The sequence below is a fragment of the Mycobacterium sp. IS-2888 genome (assembly GCF_001954215.1).
Lineage (GTDB): Bacteria > Actinomycetota > Actinomycetes > Mycobacteriales > Mycobacteriaceae > Mycobacterium.
The window spans coordinates 1-21,821 of sequence record NZ_MBET01000044.1 but is presented as its reverse complement, the minus strand read 5'-3'; the positions used below and the strand labels follow the sequence as shown (position 1 = coordinate 21,821).

The 21,821-nt window shown below is 68.2% G+C and carries 23 protein-coding genes and 2 pseudogenes; 10 read left to right on the top strand and 15 right to left on the bottom strand.

Going from position 1 to position 21,821, the window contains the following annotated elements; all coding sequences use genetic code 11:
• Positions 1–33: 33 nt before the first annotated feature.
• Positions 34–1,968 (top strand): alanine racemase, encoded by a 1,935-nt coding sequence (locus tag A5745_RS24980; protein ID WP_254848510.1) that lies wholly within the window; start codon positions 34–36, stop codon positions 1,966–1,968.
• 2 nt (positions 1,969–1,970) lie between these two features.
• On the opposite strand, the gene A5745_RS07125 is transcribed toward A5745_RS24980, so the two are convergent.
• The 7 genes from A5745_RS07125 to A5745_RS07095 all read right to left on the bottom strand — a co-directional run bounded on the left by A5745_RS07125 (position 1,971) and on the right by A5745_RS07095 (position 7,479).
• Positions 1,971–2,438 (bottom strand): DUF350 domain-containing protein, encoded by a 468-nt coding sequence (locus A5745_RS07125; protein WP_076063090.1) that lies wholly within the window; start codon positions 2,436–2,438, stop codon positions 1,971–1,973.
• A 16-nt stretch (positions 2,439–2,454) separates the two neighbouring features.
• Positions 2,455–3,621, bottom strand: coding sequence for a glutathionylspermidine synthase family protein (locus tag A5745_RS07120; RefSeq protein ID WP_076063089.1), 1,167 nt, complete (start codon positions 3,619–3,621; stop codon positions 2,455–2,457).
• Complete coding sequence (locus tag A5745_RS07115; protein ID WP_240563081.1) at positions 3,618–4,253, bottom strand: hypothetical protein; 636 nt, start codon at positions 4,251–4,253, stop codon at positions 3,618–3,620. The genes A5745_RS07120 and A5745_RS07115 overlap by 4 nt, the downstream gene beginning before the upstream one ends.
• A 61-nt stretch (positions 4,254–4,314) precedes the next feature.
• A complete protein-coding gene (locus A5745_RS07110) occupies positions 4,315–5,139 on the bottom strand; it encodes an HAD family hydrolase (protein WP_170874516.1) in 825 nt (274 codons plus the stop codon).
• Positions 5,136–5,921 carry a 1-acyl-sn-glycerol-3-phosphate acyltransferase gene (locus A5745_RS07105; protein ID WP_076063087.1) on the bottom strand — a complete coding sequence of 262 codons (786 nt, stop codon included), beginning with the start codon at positions 5,919–5,921 and terminating at the stop codon, positions 5,136–5,138. The genes A5745_RS07110 and A5745_RS07105 overlap by 4 nt, the downstream gene beginning before the upstream one ends.
• Before the next feature lie 16 nt (positions 5,922–5,937).
• Positions 5,938–6,705 (bottom strand): 1-acyl-sn-glycerol-3-phosphate acyltransferase, encoded by a 768-nt coding sequence (locus A5745_RS07100; protein ID WP_076115587.1) that lies wholly within the window; start codon positions 6,703–6,705, stop codon positions 5,938–5,940.
• A 3-nt stretch (positions 6,706–6,708) separates the two neighbouring features.
• Complete coding sequence (locus A5745_RS07095) at positions 6,709–7,479, bottom strand: 1-acyl-sn-glycerol-3-phosphate acyltransferase (RefSeq protein WP_139329480.1); 771 nt, start codon at positions 7,477–7,479, stop codon at positions 6,709–6,711.
• Positions 7,480–7,575: 96 nt separating this feature from the next.
• Here A5745_RS07095 and A5745_RS07090 point away from each other — a divergent pair, with 96 nt between their 5' ends.
• Positions 7,576–9,126, top strand: a complete 1,551-nt coding sequence (locus tag A5745_RS07090) for an MBL fold metallo-hydrolase (protein ID WP_076063083.1) — start codon at positions 7,576–7,578, stop codon at positions 9,124–9,126.
• Positions 9,123–9,455, top strand: coding sequence for a hypothetical protein (locus tag A5745_RS07085; RefSeq protein WP_076115586.1), 333 nt, complete (start codon positions 9,123–9,125; stop codon positions 9,453–9,455). Before A5745_RS07090 ends, A5745_RS07085 begins: the two co-directional genes overlap by 4 nt.
• Positions 9,456–9,527: 72 nt before the next feature.
• On the opposite strand, the gene A5745_RS07080 is transcribed toward A5745_RS07085, so the two are convergent.
• Positions 9,528–11,084: an NAD(P)/FAD-dependent oxidoreductase gene (locus tag A5745_RS07080; RefSeq protein ID WP_076115585.1), complete on the bottom strand. Its 1,557-nt coding sequence runs from the start codon at positions 11,082–11,084 to the stop codon at positions 9,528–9,530.
• A 47-nt stretch (positions 11,085–11,131) separates the two neighbouring features.
• On the bottom strand, positions 11,132–11,758 hold the full coding sequence (locus A5745_RS07075; protein WP_076063077.1) for a TetR/AcrR family transcriptional regulator: 627 nt from the start codon (positions 11,756–11,758) through the stop codon (positions 11,132–11,134).
• A 69-nt stretch (positions 11,759–11,827) separates the two neighbouring features.
• Between A5745_RS07075 and A5745_RS07070 the strand changes: the two genes are divergently transcribed.
• A complete protein-coding gene (locus A5745_RS07070; RefSeq protein ID WP_076063076.1) occupies positions 11,828–12,316 on the top strand; it encodes a DUF2834 domain-containing protein in 489 nt (162 codons plus the stop codon).
• A 7-nt stretch (positions 12,317–12,323) separates the two neighbouring features.
• Here the strand turns inward: A5745_RS07070 and A5745_RS07065 are convergent, their stop codons facing one another.
• Positions 12,324–12,899, bottom strand: coding sequence for a class I SAM-dependent methyltransferase (locus tag A5745_RS07065; protein ID WP_076115584.1), 576 nt, complete (start codon positions 12,897–12,899; stop codon positions 12,324–12,326).
• A gap of 55 nt (positions 12,900–12,954) precedes the next feature.
• Between A5745_RS07065 and A5745_RS07060 the strand changes: the two genes are divergently transcribed.
• The gene (locus A5745_RS07060) at positions 12,955–13,695 is read left to right on the top strand and encodes a helix-turn-helix domain-containing protein (RefSeq protein WP_076115583.1); all 741 of its coding nucleotides are present in this window, start codon (positions 12,955–12,957) and stop codon (positions 13,693–13,695) included.
• Between the two features lie 20 nt (positions 13,696–13,715).
• On the opposite strand, the gene serS is transcribed toward A5745_RS07060, so the two are convergent.
• Positions 13,716–14,975, bottom strand: a complete 1,260-nt coding sequence (serS, locus tag A5745_RS07055) for a serine--tRNA ligase (protein WP_076115592.1) — start codon at positions 14,973–14,975, stop codon at positions 13,716–13,718.
• Positions 14,976–15,095: 120 nt separating this feature from the next.
• On the opposite strand from serS, the gene A5745_RS07050 reads away from it, so the two are divergent.
• The 3 genes and pseudogenes from A5745_RS07050 (at position 15,096) to A5745_RS07040 (ending at position 17,007) form a co-directional block, all read left to right on the top strand.
• Positions 15,096–16,409, top strand: coding sequence for a septum formation family protein (locus A5745_RS07050; protein ID WP_175879777.1), 1,314 nt, complete (start codon positions 15,096–15,098; stop codon positions 16,407–16,409).
• A 3-nt stretch (positions 16,410–16,412) separates the two neighbouring features.
• Positions 16,413–16,812, top strand: a pseudogene (locus tag A5745_RS07045) (metallopeptidase family protein); the annotation flags it as partial.
• Positions 16,813–17,007, top strand: a complete 195-nt coding sequence (locus tag A5745_RS07040; protein WP_076063067.1) for a hypothetical protein — start codon at positions 16,813–16,815, stop codon at positions 17,005–17,007. It abuts the pseudogene before it with no gap.
• 8 nt (positions 17,008–17,015) lie between these two features.
• On the opposite strand, the gene A5745_RS07035 is transcribed toward A5745_RS07040, so the two are convergent.
• Together A5745_RS07035 and pheA are read right to left on the bottom strand one after the other, a co-directional pair.
• Positions 17,016–17,702 carry a histidine phosphatase family protein gene (locus A5745_RS07035; RefSeq protein ID WP_076115580.1) on the bottom strand — a complete coding sequence of 229 codons (687 nt, stop codon included), beginning with the start codon at positions 17,700–17,702 and terminating at the stop codon, positions 17,016–17,018.
• A complete protein-coding gene (pheA, locus tag A5745_RS07030; RefSeq protein ID WP_076115579.1) occupies positions 17,699–18,658 on the bottom strand; it encodes a prephenate dehydratase in 960 nt (319 codons plus the stop codon). Before pheA ends, A5745_RS07035 begins: the two co-directional genes overlap by 4 nt.
• Positions 18,659–18,750: 92 nt before the next feature.
• On the opposite strand from pheA, the gene A5745_RS07025 reads away from it, so the two are divergent.
• Positions 18,751–19,551 carry a DUF2470 domain-containing protein gene (locus A5745_RS07025; RefSeq protein ID WP_076115578.1) on the top strand — a complete coding sequence of 267 codons (801 nt, stop codon included), beginning with the start codon at positions 18,751–18,753 and terminating at the stop codon, positions 19,549–19,551.
• Positions 19,552–19,560: 9 nt separating this feature from the next.
• Positions 19,561–20,772, top strand: a complete 1,212-nt coding sequence (locus A5745_RS07020; protein WP_076115577.1) for an LCP family protein — start codon at positions 19,561–19,563, stop codon at positions 20,770–20,772.
• Positions 20,773–20,790: 18 nt separating this feature from the next.
• Here the strand turns inward: A5745_RS07020 and A5745_RS07015 are convergent, their stop codons facing one another.
• Together A5745_RS07015 and A5745_RS24880 are read right to left on the bottom strand one after the other, a co-directional pair.
• Positions 20,791–21,615: a glycerophosphodiester phosphodiesterase gene (locus A5745_RS07015; RefSeq protein WP_076063055.1), complete on the bottom strand. Its 825-nt coding sequence runs from the start codon at positions 21,613–21,615 to the stop codon at positions 20,791–20,793.
• A gap of 4 nt (positions 21,616–21,619) precedes the next feature.
• Positions 21,620–21,821 (bottom strand): annotated as a pseudogene (locus tag A5745_RS24880) (hypothetical protein); the annotation flags it as partial.

Below are 21,821 nucleotides of genomic sequence, written 5' to 3'. Positions count from 1 at the left end.
CCCCCGCGTGCGCGGAGCATTAGTCTGCGAGCTGTGCCCGAGACGCCGTATTTGACGATCGATCTCGACCGGGTGCGAAGGAACTTCCGGACACTGCGGACGTTGTTGCCCGACGCGCGGATCCGCTACGCGGTGAAGGCGAACCCCGCCGAGCCGATCCTGCTTCTGCTCGCCGGCGAGGGCGCCGCGTTCGACGTCGCCTCCATCGGCGAGGTCGACGCGTGCGTCGACGCCGGAATCGACGGGAGCCTACTGAGCTTCGGCAACACCATCCAAAAACCCGCGGAGCTGGCTCGGGCCCACACGCGCGGGGTTCGGCGGTTTGCGTTCGACACCGAGCACGGTCTGACGACGATCGCCGCCCACGCCCCCGGGGCGGCGGTGGAATGCCGCATTGGGCCGGGCTTCCCGTCGTCGGTGACGCCGTTCGGCCACAAGTTCGGCTGCACACCCGCGCAGGCCGCGGAGTTGCTCGATGGCGCCCGCCGCCTTGGGCTGCGACCCGACGGCGTATCGTTCCACGTCGGCTCGCAACAGCTCGACCCCGCCGCATGGGAGCTCGGAATACGCGCCGCCGCAACGGTATTCGATGCGGTGGGCGATCTCACGACGGTCAACGTGGGGGGCGGGTTCCCCGTCGCGTATGCGGCCGGCGCGCCGCCCCTCGAGACGTTCGCCGAGGCCTTGATGTCGGCCCTGGCACGCCACTTCGGCGCCGATCCGCCGCGGCTCGTGGTCGAACCGGGACGGGCGCTGGTGGGTTCCGCCGGCACGATCCGGTGCGAGGTGGCAGCGGTCCGGACCGGTACCGACGACCGGCGCTGGGTCTACCTCGACGTCGGCCGTTACGGGGGTCTGGCCGAAACCGAGAACGAGTACATCCGGTATCGCCTGCGGACCGGCCGCGACGGCGATCCGCTCGATGACGCCGTGGTCGCGGGACCGACGTGCGACGGCGACGACGTGCTCTACCGGCACTACCCGCTTCCCGTCACGCTGCGGCCCGGCGACCGAGTCGAGATCGACGACGCCGGCGCGTATACCGCGAGCTACGCGTCGGTTGCCTTCAACGGATTCCCGCCGCTGCCAACCTATTTCGTGAATGCGCCTGAGGAAGGTTTACCCGGCCGCGAAATCATCGAGCCGCTGGCCCCGGGGCTCACCCGAAACTGGCGCCTGTCGGATGTCCGCTGCGACGTGCGCACCGAGTTTCAGCATCTGGTGATCGGACGCACGGAACAGGGCGTCACCCTATTCGCCGACGGCGAGCGGCAGAGCACCGAGCTCAGTCAGCTCGTCTACCACGAGGCGCTGCTGGTGCCGGCGCTGCTGCTGGCGGCCCGCATCGAGCGGGTACTCGTCATCGGCTCCGGCGAGGGGGTGGTCAGCCAGCTGGCCGTCGCCGCCGGGGCGACGCACGTCGACCACGTCGACATCGATCGCGAAGCGGTCCGGCTATGCGCGGCGCATCTGCCCTACGGCTACACGGTGGACGAACTGCGGAGGGCGGAAAGCGGACTCGGCCCGGTCGCGATGCATTACGGCGACGGCTGGGACTTCGTCGCCCGGTGCGGTACGCCGTACGACATCGTGGTCGTCGACCTTCCCGACGAGCGAACGGCGCCCGCGCAGCACAACCGGCTGTATGACGCCGACTTCCTGGCACGATGCCGCAAGATCGGCCGCGTCGTCATCGGCCAGGCCGGCTGCCCGACGCTGTGGCGGAACCAGTCGCTGCACGCGTCGTGGCGGCGCTTTCACGAAACATTCGACACCGTCGTATATTTCGGTAGCGACGAGCACGAGTGGGCATTCCTATCGGGGCTGGACCACGTCTGCGAGGATCCCGTCGCCGTGATGTCTGCCAGATTGCCGTCGCTGGCCTACCGACCCCGCACCATCGACGCCGACGCGCTCGTCGGAGCCACGATCCCGCCGAAGTCGCTGCGCGACAAGCCAGCCCGCTAGCGTTAGAGAATCGCGACGGCAACCACGATGCCCAGCGCGAACTGAGCCGCGGCCACCATCAGCGCCTCGTAGTTGAACTCCTCGGAGGCGAACAATGCGTCCATGTCGATCCCGATCACCATCGCCGCGATCCGCATCATCACCACCTGCGCCACGATCCCCACGATCCCGAAGACCGCCGAGCCCACCAGCCCCTCGAGCAGCTTTCCCGACGACGAGTAGATGGCCAGCACGACGATGAGCGCCATGCTGACCATTCCGGCCGCCGCGACGATGATGGCGTTCGGTTTTCCCCCGTCCACCATCTTGCGCAGCGGTCCCGGTGTGGTGAGGTCGATCGCATAGAACCCGATCATCATCAGCACCAAGCCGACGATCGCGTACAAGAAGATCGCCCCGGCACCGCGGCCGAGCACGCTCATGTAGCCCGCATCCCAGTAGCTCGAATTCAGCGCGGCGATTGTTGTCATCGATGATCAACTCCGTTCATTTCTGCAGGATTCGATGCGGGACGAAGGCTGCGCCGTCGTCGGTGATCAGTCCGCCGGTCTCGCGGATGCCCAGTCCGGCCGCCGAATCGCCGACGATCCAGGCACCCAGCGCGGGCCGCATGTCGTCGAACTCCGGCAGCGGGTCCAGCAATTGGTAAACGAACCCCTCTTCGCCATAGACCCCGCCGGTGGCGGTCTCCAATCCCGCGCCTACGACGGTGACGTTCGCTCCCTCGCGGCCGAGCTTGGGCTTGCGGACGTACTCGGTGAGCTCGTGCGGGTCGTCGATGTATGCGGGTAAAAGGTTCGGGTGGCCCGGATACATCTCCCACAACATCGCCAGGATCGCCTTGTTCGACAGCAGCGTCTTCCACAGCGGCTCGATCCACATCGTCTGCGGCAGACTCGACACGACGTTGTGGCCAAACTCGTCGTCGAGCACCCATTCCCACGGGTAGAGCTTGAAGATCGCGTGGATCGGATCCTCTTCCAGGTCGACGAAACGCTGCAGGGCGGAGTCCCAACCCAGGTCCTCGATCATCAAGCCGACGGTCGAAAAGCCCGCCTCGGCCGCGGTTTCCTGCATGTAGGTGGTCGTGATCTGGTCTTCGCCGGTGGCCTCCACCCCGGACCAACTCAAGTGCAGCTCGTTGTTGGGCAGCAGGTCCCGCAACTGCTTCCAGCGGGCGACCAGCTGTTCGTGCAGCGAGTTCCACTGGTCGTCGCCGGGGAACTTGTCCTTCAGCCAATACCACTGCAGGATGGCGGCTTCCAGCAGCGTCGTGGGTGTATCGGCGTTGTACTCGAGCAGCACCGCCGGGCGTCTCCCGTCGTAGCGCAGGTCGAAGCGCCCGTACACATGGGGGTCGGAACGGCGCCACGATTCGGCGATCGGCTGCCAACTCCATTCCGGCAGGCCGAAATCCGCGTACCGCTCCATCAGCACCACCTGCTCGACGGCGTTCAGGCACATCGAGTGCAGCAGCTCGACGTCGGCTTCCAGCGCGAGGATCTCGTCCATGTCGAATTCGTAGTACACCGACTCGTCCCAATACGGGCGGTCCGCGCCGCGGGCGTCGCGTGCTGGCGTTCCGTACACCAGCCCCTGCGATTCGACGATCGACCGCCAGTTCGGCCGCGGCTTTTCCCTGCCGCGCTTCACGAACCGCTGCCCTTGCCGCCGCCGAGCTTGCCGCCCAGCCCGCCACGGGAAATGGTGGAGCCCGACTTGGTCTTGATCGTTGCGCCCTTGGGCGCGCTCGTCGTCCCGCCGATCGGGCGCGAGCCCACCGGTCCCGAGCTGCCGTAGTAGTAGCGGTACTGGTGTCCGCCGTAGAAGAAGAAACCGTTGAGGCCCGCCGTGTGATCGGTGCAGTAACTGTCCGGCACGATCACCGGCTGGCCGTTCGGGTCGTCCCGGACGCATTGGGCGGTCACGGTGGGCGCCGACAACGCCCAATACCCCAGAGCCGCAACGACTCCCACCACGCCCACGGCGGCCGCGGAACCCATCAGCACCCGGCGCTGCCGGCGCCGCTTAGCTTCCGCTTCGAGTCGCGCCTCCTCGGCCTCCTGCTGTTTTTTGGCGAACTTCTCCCGCGCGCGCAATTCGGCGGGCGTTGCGGGCCGCGGCTTGGTCGTGGCCGCGTCCTGGAACTCCATGCTGCCGCCGGACGGGAACTGCTCGGAGTCGTCTACCTCCGAGCCGGCGTCGTCGCCCTCGGGTGGCTCGACCGGCGCGGGCTTATCGCCGTCGGGCTCGCCGCCGTTGGGCGGCTTTTGATCCGCGGGCACGCGGGCAGTCTGCCACATTTGCTACCCGTGCGGGCAGTGAACTTCCCTGGCCCGTCGGTCGCTAGTGCCACCAGCGTTCCAGCACCCGCGCGACGCCGTCGTCGTCGTTGGTTGCGGTGACCTCATCGGCGGCGGCTCGCACGTCCGGATGCGCATTCCCCATCGCCACGCCGCGGCCCGCCCACCGCAGCAGGGGCACGTCGTTGGGCATGTCGCCGAAGGCCACCACCTCGTGATCGGCGATGCCCAGCGGTTTGGCGACCTCCTCCACGCCGGTGGCCTTGCTGATCCCCAGCGGGACGACCTCCACCAGCCCGTTGTTGGTGGAAAAGGTGATGTCGCCCTCGATCCCGACGTGCTTGGTCAGTTCGGCGGCCATGTCCTCGCTGCGGGCACCGGCCTTGCGGATCAGCAGCTTGATCGCCGGCGCGCTGAGCAGGTCCTGGATCGACACCTCGGTGTTGTCCGGGTTCAGCCACGCATGCTCGTAGCCCGGCGAGCTGATGAACTGAGGCGTCGCGGTGTCATGCGCGCGTTCGCCGATCCGCTCGACGGCCAGGCCCGCGCCCGGGATCGAGCGGGTCGCGATTTCGGCCAACTCGGCCAGGGTGTCGACCGACAGCGTGCGTGCGGACACCACCCGGTCGGACTCGGGGTCGTAGACGACGGCGCCGTTGGCACACACCGCCATTGGCGCGAACCCGAGGGCGTCGACGACCGGGCGTATCCAGCGCGGGGGGCGGCCGGTCGCGACGACGAACTGAGCGCCCGCGGCCACCGCGGCGCGGATCGCAGCGCGGGTGCGCGGGGAGATGGTTTCGTTTCCGTCGAACAAGGTGCCGTCGACGTCGCATGCGATGAGCGCCGGCAATATCGGGTCGGTCAATGCAATCCGCTTTGGGATTGCCCCGGACGGGTCACGCCATCAGTTCCGTGCCGCTTGATCCGCTCCTGCAATTCGGACAGCCGGATGGCCTGGGAATCTTCCCGGCTGGGCGCGCTGCCGCCGAGGCGCCGCGGAACCCAGTACTCGCCCTCGGGGTGCGGATACTCCTCCTGCACTTGATAGAGCAACTCGTTCATCGCGGTGCGCAGCGCGACGTTGATTTGCTCCGGGGTGCCGCGGGGCGGTAACGGCCGGCCGATCGCCACGGTGATCGGAACCTTGTTGCGCCACACCTTCTTTGGATGGTCCTTGGGCCAAATCCGATGCGCGCCCCACACGACCACGGGAAGGATTGGCGCCTGGGCGTCCAGCGCCATCCGCGCGGCACCGGTCTTGAATTCCCTGAGCTCGAAGCTGCGGCTGATGGTCGCCTCGGGGTGCATACCGATGAGTTCGCCCTCGCGCAGCCGCTGCACGGCGACGTCGAAAGCGCCGTGTCCGCTCCGGCGGTCCACCGGGATGAGGCGGGCGTGCTTGATCACGTAGTTGACCGACTTCACCTCGCCCATCTCGGCCTTGATCATGAAGTACATGCGACGGCCGCGTTCCTTTACGGCCAGCATCGTCGGAAGCCAGTCCAGATAGCTGGTGTGGTTCTGGGCGAGTATCGCGCCGCCGCGCTGCGGGATGTTCTCCAGGCCGCGGTAGGTGAATTTGGTTCCCTGCATTGCGACCACCGGTGGGACGATCAACTCGCCGAACCGGTAAAAGGCGTTTGCCATGTCCTTCTCCTTCGCCCTACCGCGATCGATGCGGGGTATGGTTTGCGGCCTTGTCGGCCAGTCGGGCCGCGGCCTCGTCGGCTTCGATCTGAGCAGCCTCGGCCAACGTCGGTGCGCCGCCGCCCAGCCGGCGCGGCACCCAATAGGCGCCCGGCGGACGCGGATATCCCGCCTGGGCTCGCTCCAGCAGCGCGCTCATCGACTCGCGTAGCGCAGCGTTGGTTCCCGCCATATCGTCGGCGGCTCGCAGCGGCGGGCCCACCTGCACGATGACCGGCACCTTGTTGCGGCCGATGTGTCGTGGGTGGTCCTTGGTCCAGATCCGCTGCGCGCCCCAGACGATCACGGGAACGATCGGGACATCGGCTTCGAGGGCCATGCGGGCGGCGCCGGTCTTGAATTCCTTGAGCTCGAAGCTTCGGCTGATGGTGGCCTCGGGGTAGACCCCGACCAGCTCCCCCTCACGGAGTCGCTGTACGGCCACCGCATAGGCGGCGGCGCCGGCGTCTCGATCCACCGGGATGGTCTTCGTGTGCTTGATCAGGAAGTTGACGACCTTCACCCGTTGCATTTCCGCCTTGATCATGAACCGCAGTCGACGGCCGCGGCGGTGCATGGCCAGCGCGGCCGGCAGAAAGTCGACGTAGCTGGTGTGATTGATGGCCACCACCGCGCCGCCGCGGGCGGGAATGTTCTCCTCGCCGCGGTAGGTGATCTGCGTGCCGGTCGCCATCACGACCAGCTGCGCCATGATCTCGAGCGTGCGGAAGGTCGGCTCCACCATCGATTACGACTCCGACGCTCCTGCGGCCTGGGCGCGACGGGCCGCGCGCGCGGCCGCCTCCTCGGCCTCGATGCGGGACGCCTCGGCCAACGACGGAGCGCCACCGCCCAGCCGGTGCGGCACCCAGAACTCCCCGGCGGGATGCGGCCCATATTGTTCCTGCGCCCGTTCCAGCAGGTGTTGCATGCGCGAGTGCAGCAGGCCCTTCAGGTCCTCGATCGCCAGTGTCGGTGCGATCGGCTCGCCGACCAGCACCGTGATCGGCACCTTCGGGCGGAGCAGTTTCTTGGGATGGCCCTTGGTCCAGATCCGTTGCGCACCCCAGACGATGTGCGGAACGATCGGCACGCCCGCCTCGACCGCCATCCGGGTGGCACCCGACTTGAACTCCTTGATCTCGAAACTGCGGCTGATCGTGGCCTCGGGGTACACCCCGACCAGCTCGCCGTCCTTCAGCATCCGGACGGCGGCTTCGTACGACGCTGCCCCGTCCAGCCGGTCCACCGAGATGTGCCGCAGGCTGCGCATGATCGGCCCGGTGATCTTGTGGTCGAAGACCTCCTGCTTGGCCATGAACCGCACTTTGCGGCCCAGGCCCTGCTTGTAGGCGGGCAAACCGGCGAAGGTGAAGTCGAGGTAGCCGGTGTGGTTGATCGCGACGACCGCCCCGCCGCTGGTCGGCAGATTCTCGACCCCGGACACGGTGATCTTCAGGCCCTGGATGCGCCAGACCAACCGGGCAAGCTGGATGACAGTCCCGTATACCGGTTCCACAGCCATTCAGCGTAATGCTCCCTGCTGTGTGCCGGGCTGCGGCAGCCGCCCCACGCTAAACTTGGGACGATCCCAAGAACCCTGAGAAAGGCATTTGTGCAGGTCACGAGCGTAGGTCACGCCGGATTTCTGATCCAGACCCATGCGGGCAGCATCCTGTGTGACCCCTGGGTGAATCCGGCCTACTTCGCATCCTGGTTCCCCTTCCCGGACAACAGCGCACTGGACTGGGACACGCTCGGCGACTGCGACTACCTCTACGTGTCACACCTGCACAAGGACCACTTCGACGCGAAACACCTCAGCGCACACGTCAACAAAGACGCCATGGTGCTGTTGCCCGACTACCCGGTGCCCGACCTTCGGAATGCGCTGCAGGAGTTGGGCTTTCACCGATTCTTCGAGACCACCGACTCGGTCAAACATCGGATCAGCGGCCCCAAGGGTGACCTCGACGTCATGGTCATCGCCCTGCGCGCACCGGCGGACGGCCCGATCGGCGATTCGGCGCTGGTGGTTTCCGACGGCGCCACAACGGTTTTCAACATGAACGATGCGCGGCCGGTGGATTTGGATGTGCTGACCTCCGAGTTCGGCCACGTCGACGTGCACCTGCTGCAGTACTCGGGGGCGATCTGGTACCCGATGGTGTACGACATGCCGGCCCGCGCCAAGGAGTCGTTCGGCACCCAGAAACGGCAGCGCCAAATGGACCGCGCCCGCCAATACATCGCCCAGGTGGGGGCGACCTGGGTGGTGCCGTCGGCGGGGCCGCCGTGCTTTCTGGACCCGGAGCTGCGCCACCTCAACGACGATCACGGCGATCCGGCCAACATCTTCCCCGATCAAATGGTGTTCCTCGACCAGCTGCGCAGCCACGGGCACGAGGGCGGCCTGCTGATGATTCCCGGATCGACCGCGGACTTCACCGGCACGGAACTGAATTCGCTGCGCCACCCGCTACCCACCGCCGACGTGGAGGCCATCTTCACCACCGGCAAGGCGGCCTACATCGCCGACTACGCCGACCGGATGGCGCCGGTCCTGGCAGCCGAGCGGGCGAGCTGGGCCCCCGCCACCGGCGAGCCACTGCTGGAAGGGTTGCGCGCGCTGTTCGAGCCGATCATGCTGCAAAGCGACGAAATCTGCGACGGCATCGGCTACCCCGTCGAATTGGTGATAGGCCCGGAGACCGTGATCCTCGACTTTCCGAAACGAGCTGTGCGCGAACGGATTCCCGACGAAAAGGTCCGCTATGGTTTCGCGATCGCGCCCGAGCTGGTGCGCACCGTGCTGCGCGACCGCGAGCCGGACTGGGTCAACACCATCTTCCTGTCGACCCGTTTCACCGCGTGGCGGGTCGGCGGTTACAACGAATACCTGTACACGTTCTTTAAGTGCCTTACCGACGAACGGATCGCCTACGCCGACGGCTGGTTCGCCGAGACCCACGACGACTCCGCCTCGGTCACGCTGGACGGTTGGGAGATTCAGCGCCGCTGCCCGCATCTCAAGGCCGACCTATCGAAATTCGGTGTGGTGGAAGGCAACACGCTGACCTGCAACCTGCACGGATGGCAGTGGCGGCTGGACGACGGCCGGTGCCTGACCTCGCGGGGTCATCAGCTGCGGAGCTCCCGGGCATGAGCGAGACGTACGACGACGGCTTGGTACAGCTGGACCGCAGGGCGATCACGTTGCGCCGCTACCACTTTCCCTCCGGCACCTCCAAGGTGATCGCGTTGGACACGATCCGCGGATACAAAGCCGAATCGCTGGGCATGTTCATGCAGCGTTTCCGCATCTGGGGCAGCTCGGACTTTCGTCGCTGGCTGCCGCTGGACGTACATCGGCCACTCAAGTCGACGTTGATCACCCTGGACGTCCCGGGGACCTGGCCGGCCCCCGCGTTCACGCCGGCGCGACCGGACGAGTTCACCGCCCTGCTCGACGTGTTGCTTGCCGACTTCGGTTAGTCCCGCGCCGAGCGTGCACTCACGGCGAGATTTCCCCGATTTTTTCGCACTGAGTACACGCTCGCCGAGCGTCTAGCGGTCGGCCAGCGCAGCGAGAGCGGCGTTGTAGCCCGGGATGAACGTGATTCCCGGCCCCCCATGGCAACCCGCGCTGCCCAGGTACAGTCCCTCGATCGGAATCGGCTGACCGAGAAAGCCTTTCGGGCCGGGCCGGTTCGGGCCGATCTGATTGGGATTCAGCAGCCCGTGGCAGAAGTCGCCGCCCGGGGCGCCGAACATCACGCCCATGTGCCTGGGCGTGAACGTGGTGTGCCGGATGATGCTGCGTTCGAAATTCGGTGCGAGCCGGGTGATCTTGTCTATCACCCGCTGGCCCATTTCGACCTTTGCCTTGCCATAGTCGGCGCCGCCCTCGATGGGGAACCACATCGCGAACGCCGATGCGGCGTGCTTGCCCTCGGGCGCGAGGTCCGGATCGTTCTGCGACGGGATCTGCAACACCACCGTCGGGTCGGCCGGAACGATCCCACGCCGGGCATCCTCCCACTGCCGCTGGACTTCCTCCGGCGTGCAGAACAGACCGAGCGAGGCCTGCATGGCCGGGTCGTTGAGGGCCTCGTACGGCGCGCTGAACGCCGGGGCTTCGTCGAGCGCGAAGTGCATCTGCAGATAGCTGCCGCGGTGATCGATGCGCGCATAGCGTTCCCGGATGTCGGCCGGCAGCGCGGCCGGATCGATCAGTTCGTTGATCGTGACGTCGGGCGCGATGCCGGAGACGACGATCGGAGCCGTGAGCGTCTCCCCGGCCTCGGTTCGCACCCCGCTCACGCGGCCGTCGGCGACTACGATCTCGGTCACCTTGGTGCGCAGCCGGACTTCGCCGCCGTGGCTCTCGAGCAGTGTGCACAGGTGCGCGGTGAGCGCACCGATGCCGCCGCGGAGCTTCTTCATCTGCATGGTGTTCCCGTCGGGAACGCCCAGCCCGAAGGCCAGTGCCGCCGCGCTGCCCGGTGTCGACGGCCCCCGGTAGAGGGTGTTGACGGCCAGCACCGTCATCGAGCCGCGCAGGGCGCCGTGCTTCTCGCGATCGGGGAGATAGCGGTCCAAGATGTCGGTAACCGAACCGAACAGCATGTCATCGATCGCCGAGCGTTCGAATTCGTTTGTGGCGCAGGCATACATCTCGTCGAGGGTCTTGGGCGGCGCACCCGCGTCGAAGCGGCCCAGTGCCCGCGTCGGCGCCTGGCTCCAGGCCATCAGCCCCGCCATGCCGTTGACCGCGTCGGCCCCGTGCACCTCGTTGAGGTGAGTGAACAGCTTGACCGGGTCGCTGTACTGGACCAGCGGGTCGTCGCCCACTCCGCGCACCGCCACCGACATCACGTCCAGGTCGATGGTCGGCAGGGTGTCCAGGCCGAGTTCCTCGACGACCACCGAAGCCGTCGGGAATTGCACCGAGCCCGCGATCTCGAACTGATACCCGTCGAACAGCTCCACCGTCGAGGCCATCCCACCGGCGTACAGCTTGGGGTCCACGCACACGGTCCGCAGGCCCGCCTTCTGCAGCAACACCGCCGCGGCCAGGCCGTTGTGCCCCGCGCCGATAACTATCGCGTCATATCCAGTCATGTCCGTCCCTCCGCACGCAGGCTGGCACGGACGCAATGTTTTGTCAATTATGACGAAACTTTGTCGGGCGCCCAGGCGTCAGTGATGCCGGCGCGCAGCGATTCCAGCGCCGCGTGGGAGACCCGCGCTAGTTCCCCCAGGGACCGGTCGTCGCCGAGCATCCAGACCTCCATCGCACCGAAGACGGCGGCTGCGATGCAGCGCGCGGTCACCGCGATGCGCAGCCGCTCGTCCGTCGTCCCGCGCCCCGTCCGGCCACGGCGCTGCAGCTGCGCCTGGATGGCGTCGGCGAAATCGGCCTGGACTTCCTGGATGTGCCGGACGATGCGGCCCGGGTCCAGCTCGCCGCCCCGCAGCGCGGCGATTTTGGTAACCGCTTCAACGTCATACGGAAACGCGAAGATAGCGGCCTGCACCGAATCGATGATCGGTTCGCCGGCCGGCCTGTCGTTGAGCGCGGCGCGAAACCAGTGCAGCCCGGTGAAGTCGGCAAACAGCAGATCGTGCTTGGAGCGGAAGTGGCGATAGAACGTCCGCAGCGACACCCCGGCGTCCGCCGCGATCTGTTCGGCCGACGTTTCCTCGACCCCCTGGGCCAGGAATCTGACCACGGCGGCCTGGCGCAGCGCTTCGCGCGTGCGCTCGCTGCGCGCCGTCTGAGCGGGCCGGACCATGCCAGTAAGGTACCCCTTCACGTTGTGTCAATATTGACAAAACTTCGGAACACGAGCGAGACTTCGCCTATGGTCTCGCTACTCTCGCACGCGGTACTTGGACTGGCGGTCATCGTCTGGATCGTCAGGGCCAACTCAAAGGTTTTCGCCCGCCCCGCCACCGGCCCGGTCTTCTCGCCGATGGAAATCGTGTACTACGTCGTCGGCATCGCGTCGGTCGGGCTCGGTTGGTATTTCAACATCACTTACGTGGAGGAATACTCGCACGGGGGATCGACCAATCCGCTGTGGGGCGAACACGGCAGTTGGGTCGAATACATGAAGTTGATGTTCACCAACCCCGCCGCCAGCTCGGCCAGCCAGGACTACACGATCGCGAATGTCATTCTGCTGCCGCTTTTTACCATTGTCGACGGCTATCGCCGGGGCCTGCGGCACCCGTGGCTGTACTTCGTGTCCAGCCTGTTCACCAGCTTCGCGTTCGCGTTCGCCTTCTACTTCGCGACCATCGAGCGCCAGCGCCGCCATGAGCAGGCCCGCGAGCCGGTGAGCGCTTAGGCCCCCGTTACGCGGCGAGCGGTTTGATCGCCCGCCATCTCTGTCGGCCGCCCTTGGCGTCGACCCGGATGTCGGTGAATCCCGCCGCTCGAAGCCGCCGGCGGAGATCTGGCGGCGCGATCGGGTTGTAGGTGTCGGCGATGTGGATCAGCCGGAAGGTCAGTGACGGCACGCCGTCGCTGCCGGCGAAGATGCCCCCGGGTTGCAGCACCCGGAACGCCTCGGCGAACAGCTGATCTTGCAGCTTTGCGCTGGGCACGTGGTGCAGCATCGTGAAGCACACCACCGACGAGAAGTGGTCATCGGGCAGCCCGGTGCTGGTGCCGTCGCCGTGGATGATGCGTGCCCGTTCGCCATAGCGGCGGTTCAGGTCATCGGCCATCGAACCGTCGACTTCGACGGCGGTCAGCGAGTCGGTCCGGTCCAGGAGGGCGCGCGTCGTCGCGCCGTAGCCTGGGCCGATTTCCAGTGTGCGCGAGCCTAATTCGACGTCGCCGAGCGACCAGGGCAGCAACTTGTCGGCCACCATCTTCGCCCAGTCCGCCGAGCTACACCGGCGCCGGTGAAGGAGATTCATTGCCATACACAGAACGCTAGGCGGACGCCGGGGTTGCGGGCTTCCGATATTCTGTCGAGTTATGTCGGAAAACCGCCATCACGGGAGGGCCACGTCGTCGCAGTCGCTCGCGCCCGGCGCGCGAATCGAGCGCCACCGTCATCCCCTGCACCAGATCGTCTACCCGTCCTCCGGTGCGGTCTCGGTAACCACCCCCGCGGGAACGTGGATCACGCCGGTGAATCGCGCCATCTGGATACCCGCGGGCTGCTGGCACGAGCACAAGTTTCACGGCCAGACGCAATTCCACGGCGTCGCCCTCGACCCGCAGCGCTACCGTGGCGGTCCGGCAACACCGACCGTGCTCGCCGTCAATCCGTTGATGCGAGAACTCATCATCGCGTGTTCGCAAACCGACGGCACCGACACCGACGAGCACCACCGGATGCTGGCCGTGCTGCACGATCAAGTGCAGGACTCGAACATCCATGAGCCACTGTGGATTCCGACACCGGTCGACGGCCGCCTGCGCCAAGCGTGCGCGCTGATCACCGCCAACCTGACCGAGCCGCTGACGTTGCAGCAAATCGGCCGTCGGATCGGCGTCAGTCAGCGCACGCTGAGCCGCCTGTTCAGCGACGAGCTGGGCATGACGTTCCCGCAATGGCGCACGCAACTACGCCTGCAACACGCGCTGATGCTGCTCGCCGACCGCCACGACGTGACCTCGGTGGCCCTGCAGTGCGGGTGGGCCACACCGAGCGCCTTCATCGACACCTACCGGCGCGCCTTCGGACACACCCCGGGCGCGCGCCGCGCTTGATCAGTGGTGGCGACCCGCCACTAGCCGACGGGCTCCAACACCTCGGTGCCGACGAAGGGAACCAGCGCGTCGGGGACGCGGACGCTGCCGTCGGGCTGCTGGTGGTTCTCCAGGATCGCGACCAGCCACCGGGTGGTGCCCAGCGTGCCGTTGAGGGTCGCCGCGATCTGCGGCTTGCCGTTGTCGTCGCGGTAGCGGGTGGCCAGCCGGCGCGCCTGAAACGTGGTGCAGTTCGACGTCGACGTCAGCTCGCGGTAGGCGCCCTGCGTGGGAACCCACGCCTCGCAGTCGAACTTGCGCGCCGCCGACGAGCCGAGATCGCCCGCGGCGACATCGATTACCCGATACGGCACGTCGATGAGCGCCAGCAGCTCGCGCTGCCAGCCCAGCAGCCGTTGATGCTCCGCCTCGGCGTCGGCGGGTGCGCAGTAGACGAAGCCCTCCACCTTGTCGAACTGATGCACCCGGATGATGCCGCGGGTGTCCTTGCCGTAGCTGCCGGCCTCGCGGCGGAAGCACGACGACCAGCCCGCGTAGCGCAGCGGCCCGCCGGACAGATCCAGGATCTCGTCGGCGTGGTAGCCGGCCAGCGGCACCTCGGAGGTGCCGACCAGGTACAGGTCGTCGGCCTCCACCCGATACACCTCCTCGGCATGGGCGCCCAGAAATCCGGTGCCTGCCATCACTTCTGGGCGCACCAGCACCGGAGGGATCATCGGGATGAACCCGTTGTCGACGGCCAGCCGCAGCGCCAGCTGCAGCACGCCCAGCTGTAACAGCGCCCCCCGACCGGTCAGGAAGTAGAACCGCGAGCCGGACACCTTGGCGCCGCGTTGCATGTCGATGAGGCCCAGTGCCTCACCGAGTTCCAGGTGGTCCCTGGGGTTTTCGATCGCCCGGGGTTCGCCGACGACGTCGAGGGTCGCGAAGTCGTCCTCCCCGCCCGCCGGGACGCCATCGATGATGACGTTGGAGATCGCCATGTGTGCCGCCGTGAACTCCGCCTCGGCTTCGCTCTGGGCGGTTTCGGCGGCCTTCACCTGTTCGGCGAGTTCTTTCGCGCGCGCGAGCTTGGCCGGCCGCTCCTCGGCCGACGCCCTGCCCACCTCCTTGCTGACGGCCTTCTGGTCGGCGCGCAGGGCGTCGCCCTTCGAAATCGCGGCCCGGCGATTCGCGTCGGCCGTCAGCAGGGCATCCACCAGCGCCGGGTCTTCGCCACGGCTGAGTTGGGAACGGCGTACGGCGTCGGGGTCCTCGCGAAGCAGCTTCAGCTCGATCACGGCCTGAAGACTACTTTTGGCCCGCGCGACCGCGTCGCGCAGCACCGCCGCAGGCGATAACACGACGCACATGCGCCACATCCGTCACGCGGCTCCGCGGCTCCTGTCAGAATGGAGCCGATGTTGGATACCCCCGAAGCGGAAGTTTCCCCGCCCGGCCCCGCAGCCGGGGAGGCGGGACGGCCGGCGGCCGCGTTCCCGTGGCCGCGCGGCTTGCAGGCGACCGCGACCAGGCGGGCATTGCTCCTCTTCGCGCTCGGCGGCCTGCTGATCGCCGGGCTGGTGACCGCGATCCCGGTCGGCGGCGGACAGGGGCGGCTGGCCGGCTACCTCGACAGCGGTCCGGTGCCAAGCACCGGGGCCAAGAGCGACGCCGCCTTCAACCGCGCCAAGAGCGGCGACTGCCTGATGTGGCCCGACATCACGCCGGAGTCGGCGAGCATCGTCAACTGCGCGGACGACCACAAGTTCGAGGTCGCCGAGTCCGTCGACATGCGGACGTTCCCGGGCTCGGAGTACGGGCCCAACGCGGCCCCGCCGTCGCCCGCGCGTATTCAGCAGATCAGCCAGGAACAGTGCGAGGCCGCCGCGCGTCGCTACCTCGGGCCCAAGTTCGATCCCAACGGCAAGTTCATCGTCAGCATGCTGTGGTCGGGTGACCGGGCGTGGCGTCAGGCCGGCGAGCGCCGCATGCTGTGCGGTCTGCAGCTGCCCGGGCTGAACAACCAACAGGCCGCGTTCAAGGGCAAGGTCGCCGACATCGACCAGTCCAAGGTCTGGCCCGCCGGCACCTGCCTGAGCATCGACCCGGCGACCAACCAACCCATCGACGTTCCCGTCGACTGCGCGGCGCCGCACGCGATGGAGATCACCGGCACGGTCAACCTCGGTGAGCGGTTCCGCGGTCCCCTGCCCGCCGAGCCCGAGCAGGATGGCTTCATCAAAGACTCCTGCACCAAGATGACCGACGCCTTCCTCGCGCCCGTCAAGTTGCGCACCACCACCCTGACGCTGATCTACCCCACTGTGTCGCTGCCCAGCTGGCAGGCGGGCAGCCGTGAGGTCGCCTGCAGCATCGGCGCCAGCCTGGGCAACGGGGGCTGGGCCACGCTGGTGAACCACGCCAAGGGGCAGCTGCTGATCAACGGTCAGCCCCCGATCCCACCGCCGGACATCCCGGAGGAGCGGCTCACGATGCCGCCGATTCCGGTTCAGGCCCCGGAGCCCAGCTCGCCGCCGGACGCCATCCCGCCGAACAATCAGCACCTTCCGCAGCAACAGCCGGTCGTGACCCCACCCCGCGAGCCGGCGTCACAGGCTCCGGCCACGCAACCGCCTCCAGAAGGGCCGCCGCCCCCGGCGGACGGCGGAGCACCGCCACCGGCGCCCGCACCGGAACCGCCGCCCGCGCCGGCCGCACCACCCGCGGGGTAACCGGTGGCCGTGCGGATGGATCCGCAGCGGTTCGACGAGTTGGTCTCCGACGCGCTCGACCTCATCCCGCCCGAGTTGACGGCAGCGATGGACAACGTCGTCGTGCTCGTCGAAGACCGCCATCCCGAAGACACCGAACTGCTCGGCCTCTACGAAGGCGTGGCGTTGACCGAGCGGGACTCCGACTACGGCGGAGCGCTGCCGGACGCCATCACGATCTACCGCGAGGCGCTGCTGGACGTCTGTGAATCCGACGAGGAGGTCGTCGAGGAGGTTGCGATCACGGTCATCCACGAAATCGCCCACCACTTCGGCATCGACGACGACCGATTGCACGAACTGGGCTGGGCCTGACGGGCGCGGCATCCCGGATTTGTCCGCGCCGGGTGCTATGAACTCACTCATGAACACGGACTGCCGCGACTGCCGGGCAGGACTAGATCACTGCCACGGCACCATCATTCGCCATTGGCTGCACCGGTCGGAGTGCACCGAGCCGGACTGCGCCAGTCCCGAGCTGTTGCCGCACGCGTTCGTCATCGACTGCGACGCCGTGGGCTGCGGCTGCACCGCCGACTCGGTCGCGCTGGCCGTTTGATCGCCCCGTCAGCCCATCGGGTCGGTGCCTGACCGCACCGCGTCCGCAACGGGCGTGGCAGCGGGTTGTGGGTAGAACGGCGGCGTCAGCGTTCCCCACCGCACACAACTCCACCGCCCATCGGTGATCGGGGCCAACACCACCGACTCGGCGTTGCCCAGGTGGTTGTCCAGCGCGAAGTTTCCGTCCACTCCCGCCAGTACCGCGGAGGCCAGCCGGATCGCCGCGCCGTGGCTGACGACGACGATGTCGCCGTCCCACTCGTCGTCGTCGAGGTAGCGCATCCGCAGGTCGGTGAGCACCGGCACGTAGCGGTCCAACACCTCGTTGCCGGACTCGCCGCCGGGCAGGGGTATGTCGAGCTCGCCGTGGTGCCACCGGTCGTAGATGGCGTTGAATTCCGCGACGGCGTCGTCATCGCTGCGGTCTTCCAGTTCCCCCACCTGCACCTCGTGAATGCCGACGACCTCGTGGGCGGCGACGTCGAGCGCGGCACCGATCACCGCGGCCGTCTGCGACGCCCGGGTGGCGATCGAGTGCGTGAGCATCGCCGGCCGGCCGGAGCCGCGGGCGAACGCCCGGGCCTGGTCACGACCCTTCGGCGTCAGCTCGGCGCCGGGCGGCCGGGTGTCCAGCCGGCGCTCGACGTTCCCGTAGGACTGGCCGTGCCGCACCAGCACCAGACGACCGCTCATTGCGCAAACCCCGACGCCGCATCCTGGGCCGGCTCCGATTTGCCCGCCCGCAGCCGCGCCAGCCAGCGTGACGCCTCGTCCGCCGGCGGCGGCAGCACCCCGGCGGCCTCGCCCGTCGGCCACGAACCCAGGTATCGCACGTTGGCACAACGACGGTGCAGCGCCTTGAGTGCCTCGGCGACGGCGTCGTCGTCGACGTGGCCGACGCAGTCGGCGAAGAACAGGTAGGTGCCCAACTCGGTGCGGGTCGGCCGGGATTCGATCCGGGTGAGGTCGATGCCGCGGATGCCGAATTCGGCGAGCGCGCCCAACAGCGCCCCGGGTTGGTTGTCGACGCGCAGCACCACCGACGTCCGGTCGGCGCCGGTGCGGGCCGGCGGCGGCCCCGGCAGTCCGGCCAGCACGAAGCGGGTGCGGGCGTTGGGCTCGTCGACCACACCATCGGCCAGGGCCGCGAGCCCCCAATGCGCGGCGGCCAGCGGCGAGGTCACCCCGGCGTCGGCGTTGCCCTCGGCCACCTGCCGCGCGGCATCGGCGTTGGAGTAGGCGGGTCGCAGTTCGGTGTTGGGCAGGTGCGCGGTGAGCCATTGCCGCACCTGGGCCGCGGCCACCGGGAACGCGGCCACCGTCCGCACGTCGGCGGCGCTGCGCCCGGGTTTGACGACGATGCTGAACGCGACGTCCAGCGTGGTCTCGGCGAAAATCTGCAGCGGCGAACCGATGGCGAGGCTGTCCAGGGTTGCCATCACCGACCCGTCGATCGAGTTCTCGATCGGCACGCACGCGTAGTCGGCGTCGCCGTTGCGGACGGCGTCCAGCGCGGTCGGCGTGCTCTCGATCGGCAACCGGCGCAAGGCATCCGGCCCCTGGTCGGGAACCAGCCCCGCCGACGTCATCTGGAGCAGCGCCGCCTCGGTGAAGGTCCCTTCGGGACCCAGATAGGCAATGCGGACCACGCTCCAACCCTAACGGCGGCCGCCGCCAAACAAGGCTTGCGGCGCCCCGTGATCTAAGTTAACTTAGGCTTGCCTAATTCGATTGGAGAACGATGTTACCGCTGACCAGCGCCGCGCCGACGACTGCCGAACGCATCCGCAGCGCCTGCACCCGCGCCGGCGGCGCGCTCCTGGCCATCGAAAACGAGAACGCGCGCGAGGAACCGGTCGCCACACCGGTGCACCACCTCATGCACGACGGGTCCTTCGCCGTGGCGCTGCCGGCCGACCGAGACGGCGGGGCCGCCGGCGTCGATGGTGCGCAGGCGCTGCTCGAGCTGACCGACTACGCGCCGCTACCGCTGCGCGAACCCGTTCGCTCCCTGGTGTGGGTCCGCGGCCGCCTGCAGCAGGTCCCGCCGGGCGCGGTGACGAAGATGCTCGATCTGATCGCCACCGAGTGTCCGGATCCGGCGTTGCTGCAAATCGACACCCCCCGGTCGATGCCTTCGGATGGCACGGAGCAGCGATACGCGCTGCTGCGACTCGAGATCGCGTCCGTGGTGGTGACCGACGCGACCGGGGCCGAGGCCATCAGCGTGGCGGACCTGCTGGCTGCTCGCCCCGACCCCTTCTGCGAGGTCGAGTCGAGCTTGGTGTGGCACCTGGACAAGGCCCACGGCGACGTGGTCGCGCGGCTGGTATCCCGGCTGCCGGCGCCGCTGCGCCGCGGCCGCGTCCGGCCGCTCGGGCTGGACCGCTACGGCATGCGGTTTCGCATCGAAGGCAACGACGGCGACCATGACGTCCGGCTGCCCTTCCACAAACCGGTGGACGACATGGTCGGGCTGAGACAGGCGATCCGGGTGCTGATGGGCTGCCCGTTCATCAACGGGCTGCGCGCCCGCCGGTAAGTTATTTGGGTGATCGGCGACCGCTCCCCGAAACGTCGACGGCCTGAAAACCCGGTCCCGCCGCGCCCGCCGCGTCCCGAGCCACCGCAGCTAATCCACCGCGGTCCGCCGCCCGCGAGCGCCGAGACGGTGCCACAGCGCCGGGTATCGGCGCCGGTCTCCCGTGTCAATGTCCCCGTACCGCAACGCGTCTCGCCGCACCCATCCCAGCCCCCACCGCGTCCCGTCGCGCCGCGGACCCGCCGCAAGCGCGGCAAGCGCCGCTGGGGCCGGAGGGTGGCACTGGGTCTGCTGATCGCCGCGCTGATGGCCGGCGCGGGCCTCATCGGCGGGGCCATCTGGTTCGACAAAACTCTGCACCGCGCGGCGGTGCTCGCGGACTACACCGACCGGCCCGCGGCCGGGCGCGGGACGAACTGGCTGCTCGTCGGCTCGGACAGCCGCGAGGGCCTTACCGCCGATCAGCAACAGGACCTGTCCACCGGCGGCGACGTCGGCGCCGGTCGCACCGACACCATCCTGCTGGTGCATGTGCCGTCGTTCGGCTCGAGCACCCCGCCGACGATGGTCTCGATACCGCGCGATTCGTATGTGCCGATCCCCGGCCACGGCAAGGACAAAATCAACTCCGCGTTCGCGACGGGCGGGGCGCCCCTGCTGACTCAAACCGTGGAGCAAGCCACCGGCCTGCGCCTGAACCACTACGTCGAGATCGGGTTCGGCGGCTTCGCCGCGCTGGTCGACGCGCTCGGCGGCATCACCGTGTGCCCCGTCGCGCCGATCACCGACCCGCTGTCCGGCATCGACCTGCCGGCCGGCTGTCAGAAGCTGGAGGGTCGCAACGCGCTGGGGTACGTCAGGTCGCGCGCCACACCGCGGGCGGACCTGGACCGGATGGTCAACCAACGGCAGTTCATGTCGGCGCTGTTGCGCCGCGCGTCCAGCCCCGCGGTGTGGCTGAATCCGGTGCGCTGGTACTCGGTGCCGCGCGCGGCCGCCGACGCCCTGACCGTTGATCAGGGGGATCAAGTGTGGGACCTTGCCCGGCTCGGGTGGGCGCTGCACGGGACCATCACCTCGGTGACCGTCCCGATCGGTCAGTTCAGCAGCGGCGACGCCGGGGCGGTGGTGGTGTGGAACCACGACGTGGCCGCCAAGTTGTTCGACGCGCTGGCCGCCGACCGTCCGGTGCCCGACGAGGCGCTGCAGGGACAGCAGTAGCGACCGTCGCCGGTCGGACTAGTCGCCGACTCGGTCGGTGCGGGCGTTCTGCAACCAGGCCTTCGTGCGGCCCGGGTGGTGCGTGGCCAGCCACGCCACCCCGACCTCCCGGCAGAAGTCGATGTCCTCGTAGTCGTCGACATTCCAGCAGTAGACCGCGCGGCCCTGGGCGATGGAGCGGTCGACGAGTTGCGGATACTCCTTCAACGCCGCCAGCGACGGGCCGACGGCGGTGGCCCCGACCGCGGTGGCCGCGCTGCTGGCGAGGTACCGGGCGGTCTTTCCCAACAGCACCGTGGGCAGCATCGGCGCGGCCCGCCGGATCCGCCAGACCGCAGCCGCCGAAAACGACATCACCACCGCGCGGGACCGGTCGGCCGAGGCGGGTGCGGCGATGCCGAAGCGGTGCAGCAGCGCCAACAACTTGCTTTCCACCAGCGAGCCATAACGAACCGGATGCTTGGTCTCGACGAACAACTTCACCGGCCGGTGCCAGTCCAGAACCAAGCCGACGAGCGTGTCCAACGTCAGCAGGCTGGTGTCGCCGTGCGTGCCGTCCGGACGCCAGCTGTCGTGCCACGCACCGTATTCGAGCTCGCGTAACTGGGCCAGGGTCATCGTGCTGACCAGACCCGCTCCGGTCGAGGTCCGATCCAGCCGACGGTCGTGCACGCAAACAAGATGCCCGTCGCGGGTCAGCCGCACATCGCATTCGACGCCGTCGGCGCCTTCCTTGAGCGCGAGATCGTATGCGGCCAGCGTGTGTTCGGGACGAGCGGCCGACGCCCCCCTATGGGCTACGACAAAGGGATGCCCGTCGAGCACCTCGTCGGCCCACGTCATACCCCTATGCTGCCGGTTCCTGCCCCTGCAACTCAACCTGACCGGACGACCCGGCGCCCGCGGGCCGATCGGGCTCCACCACGACCCAGCGATGCGCGGGCCGCTCGACCGGTTTGCGGACGAAGCCCTCGAAGACCCGGCCGGGGGGGGGGACCACTTCCTGGGCAAGCAACCCGTCCTCGAGCTGGAGTGCCTGCGCTTCGGCA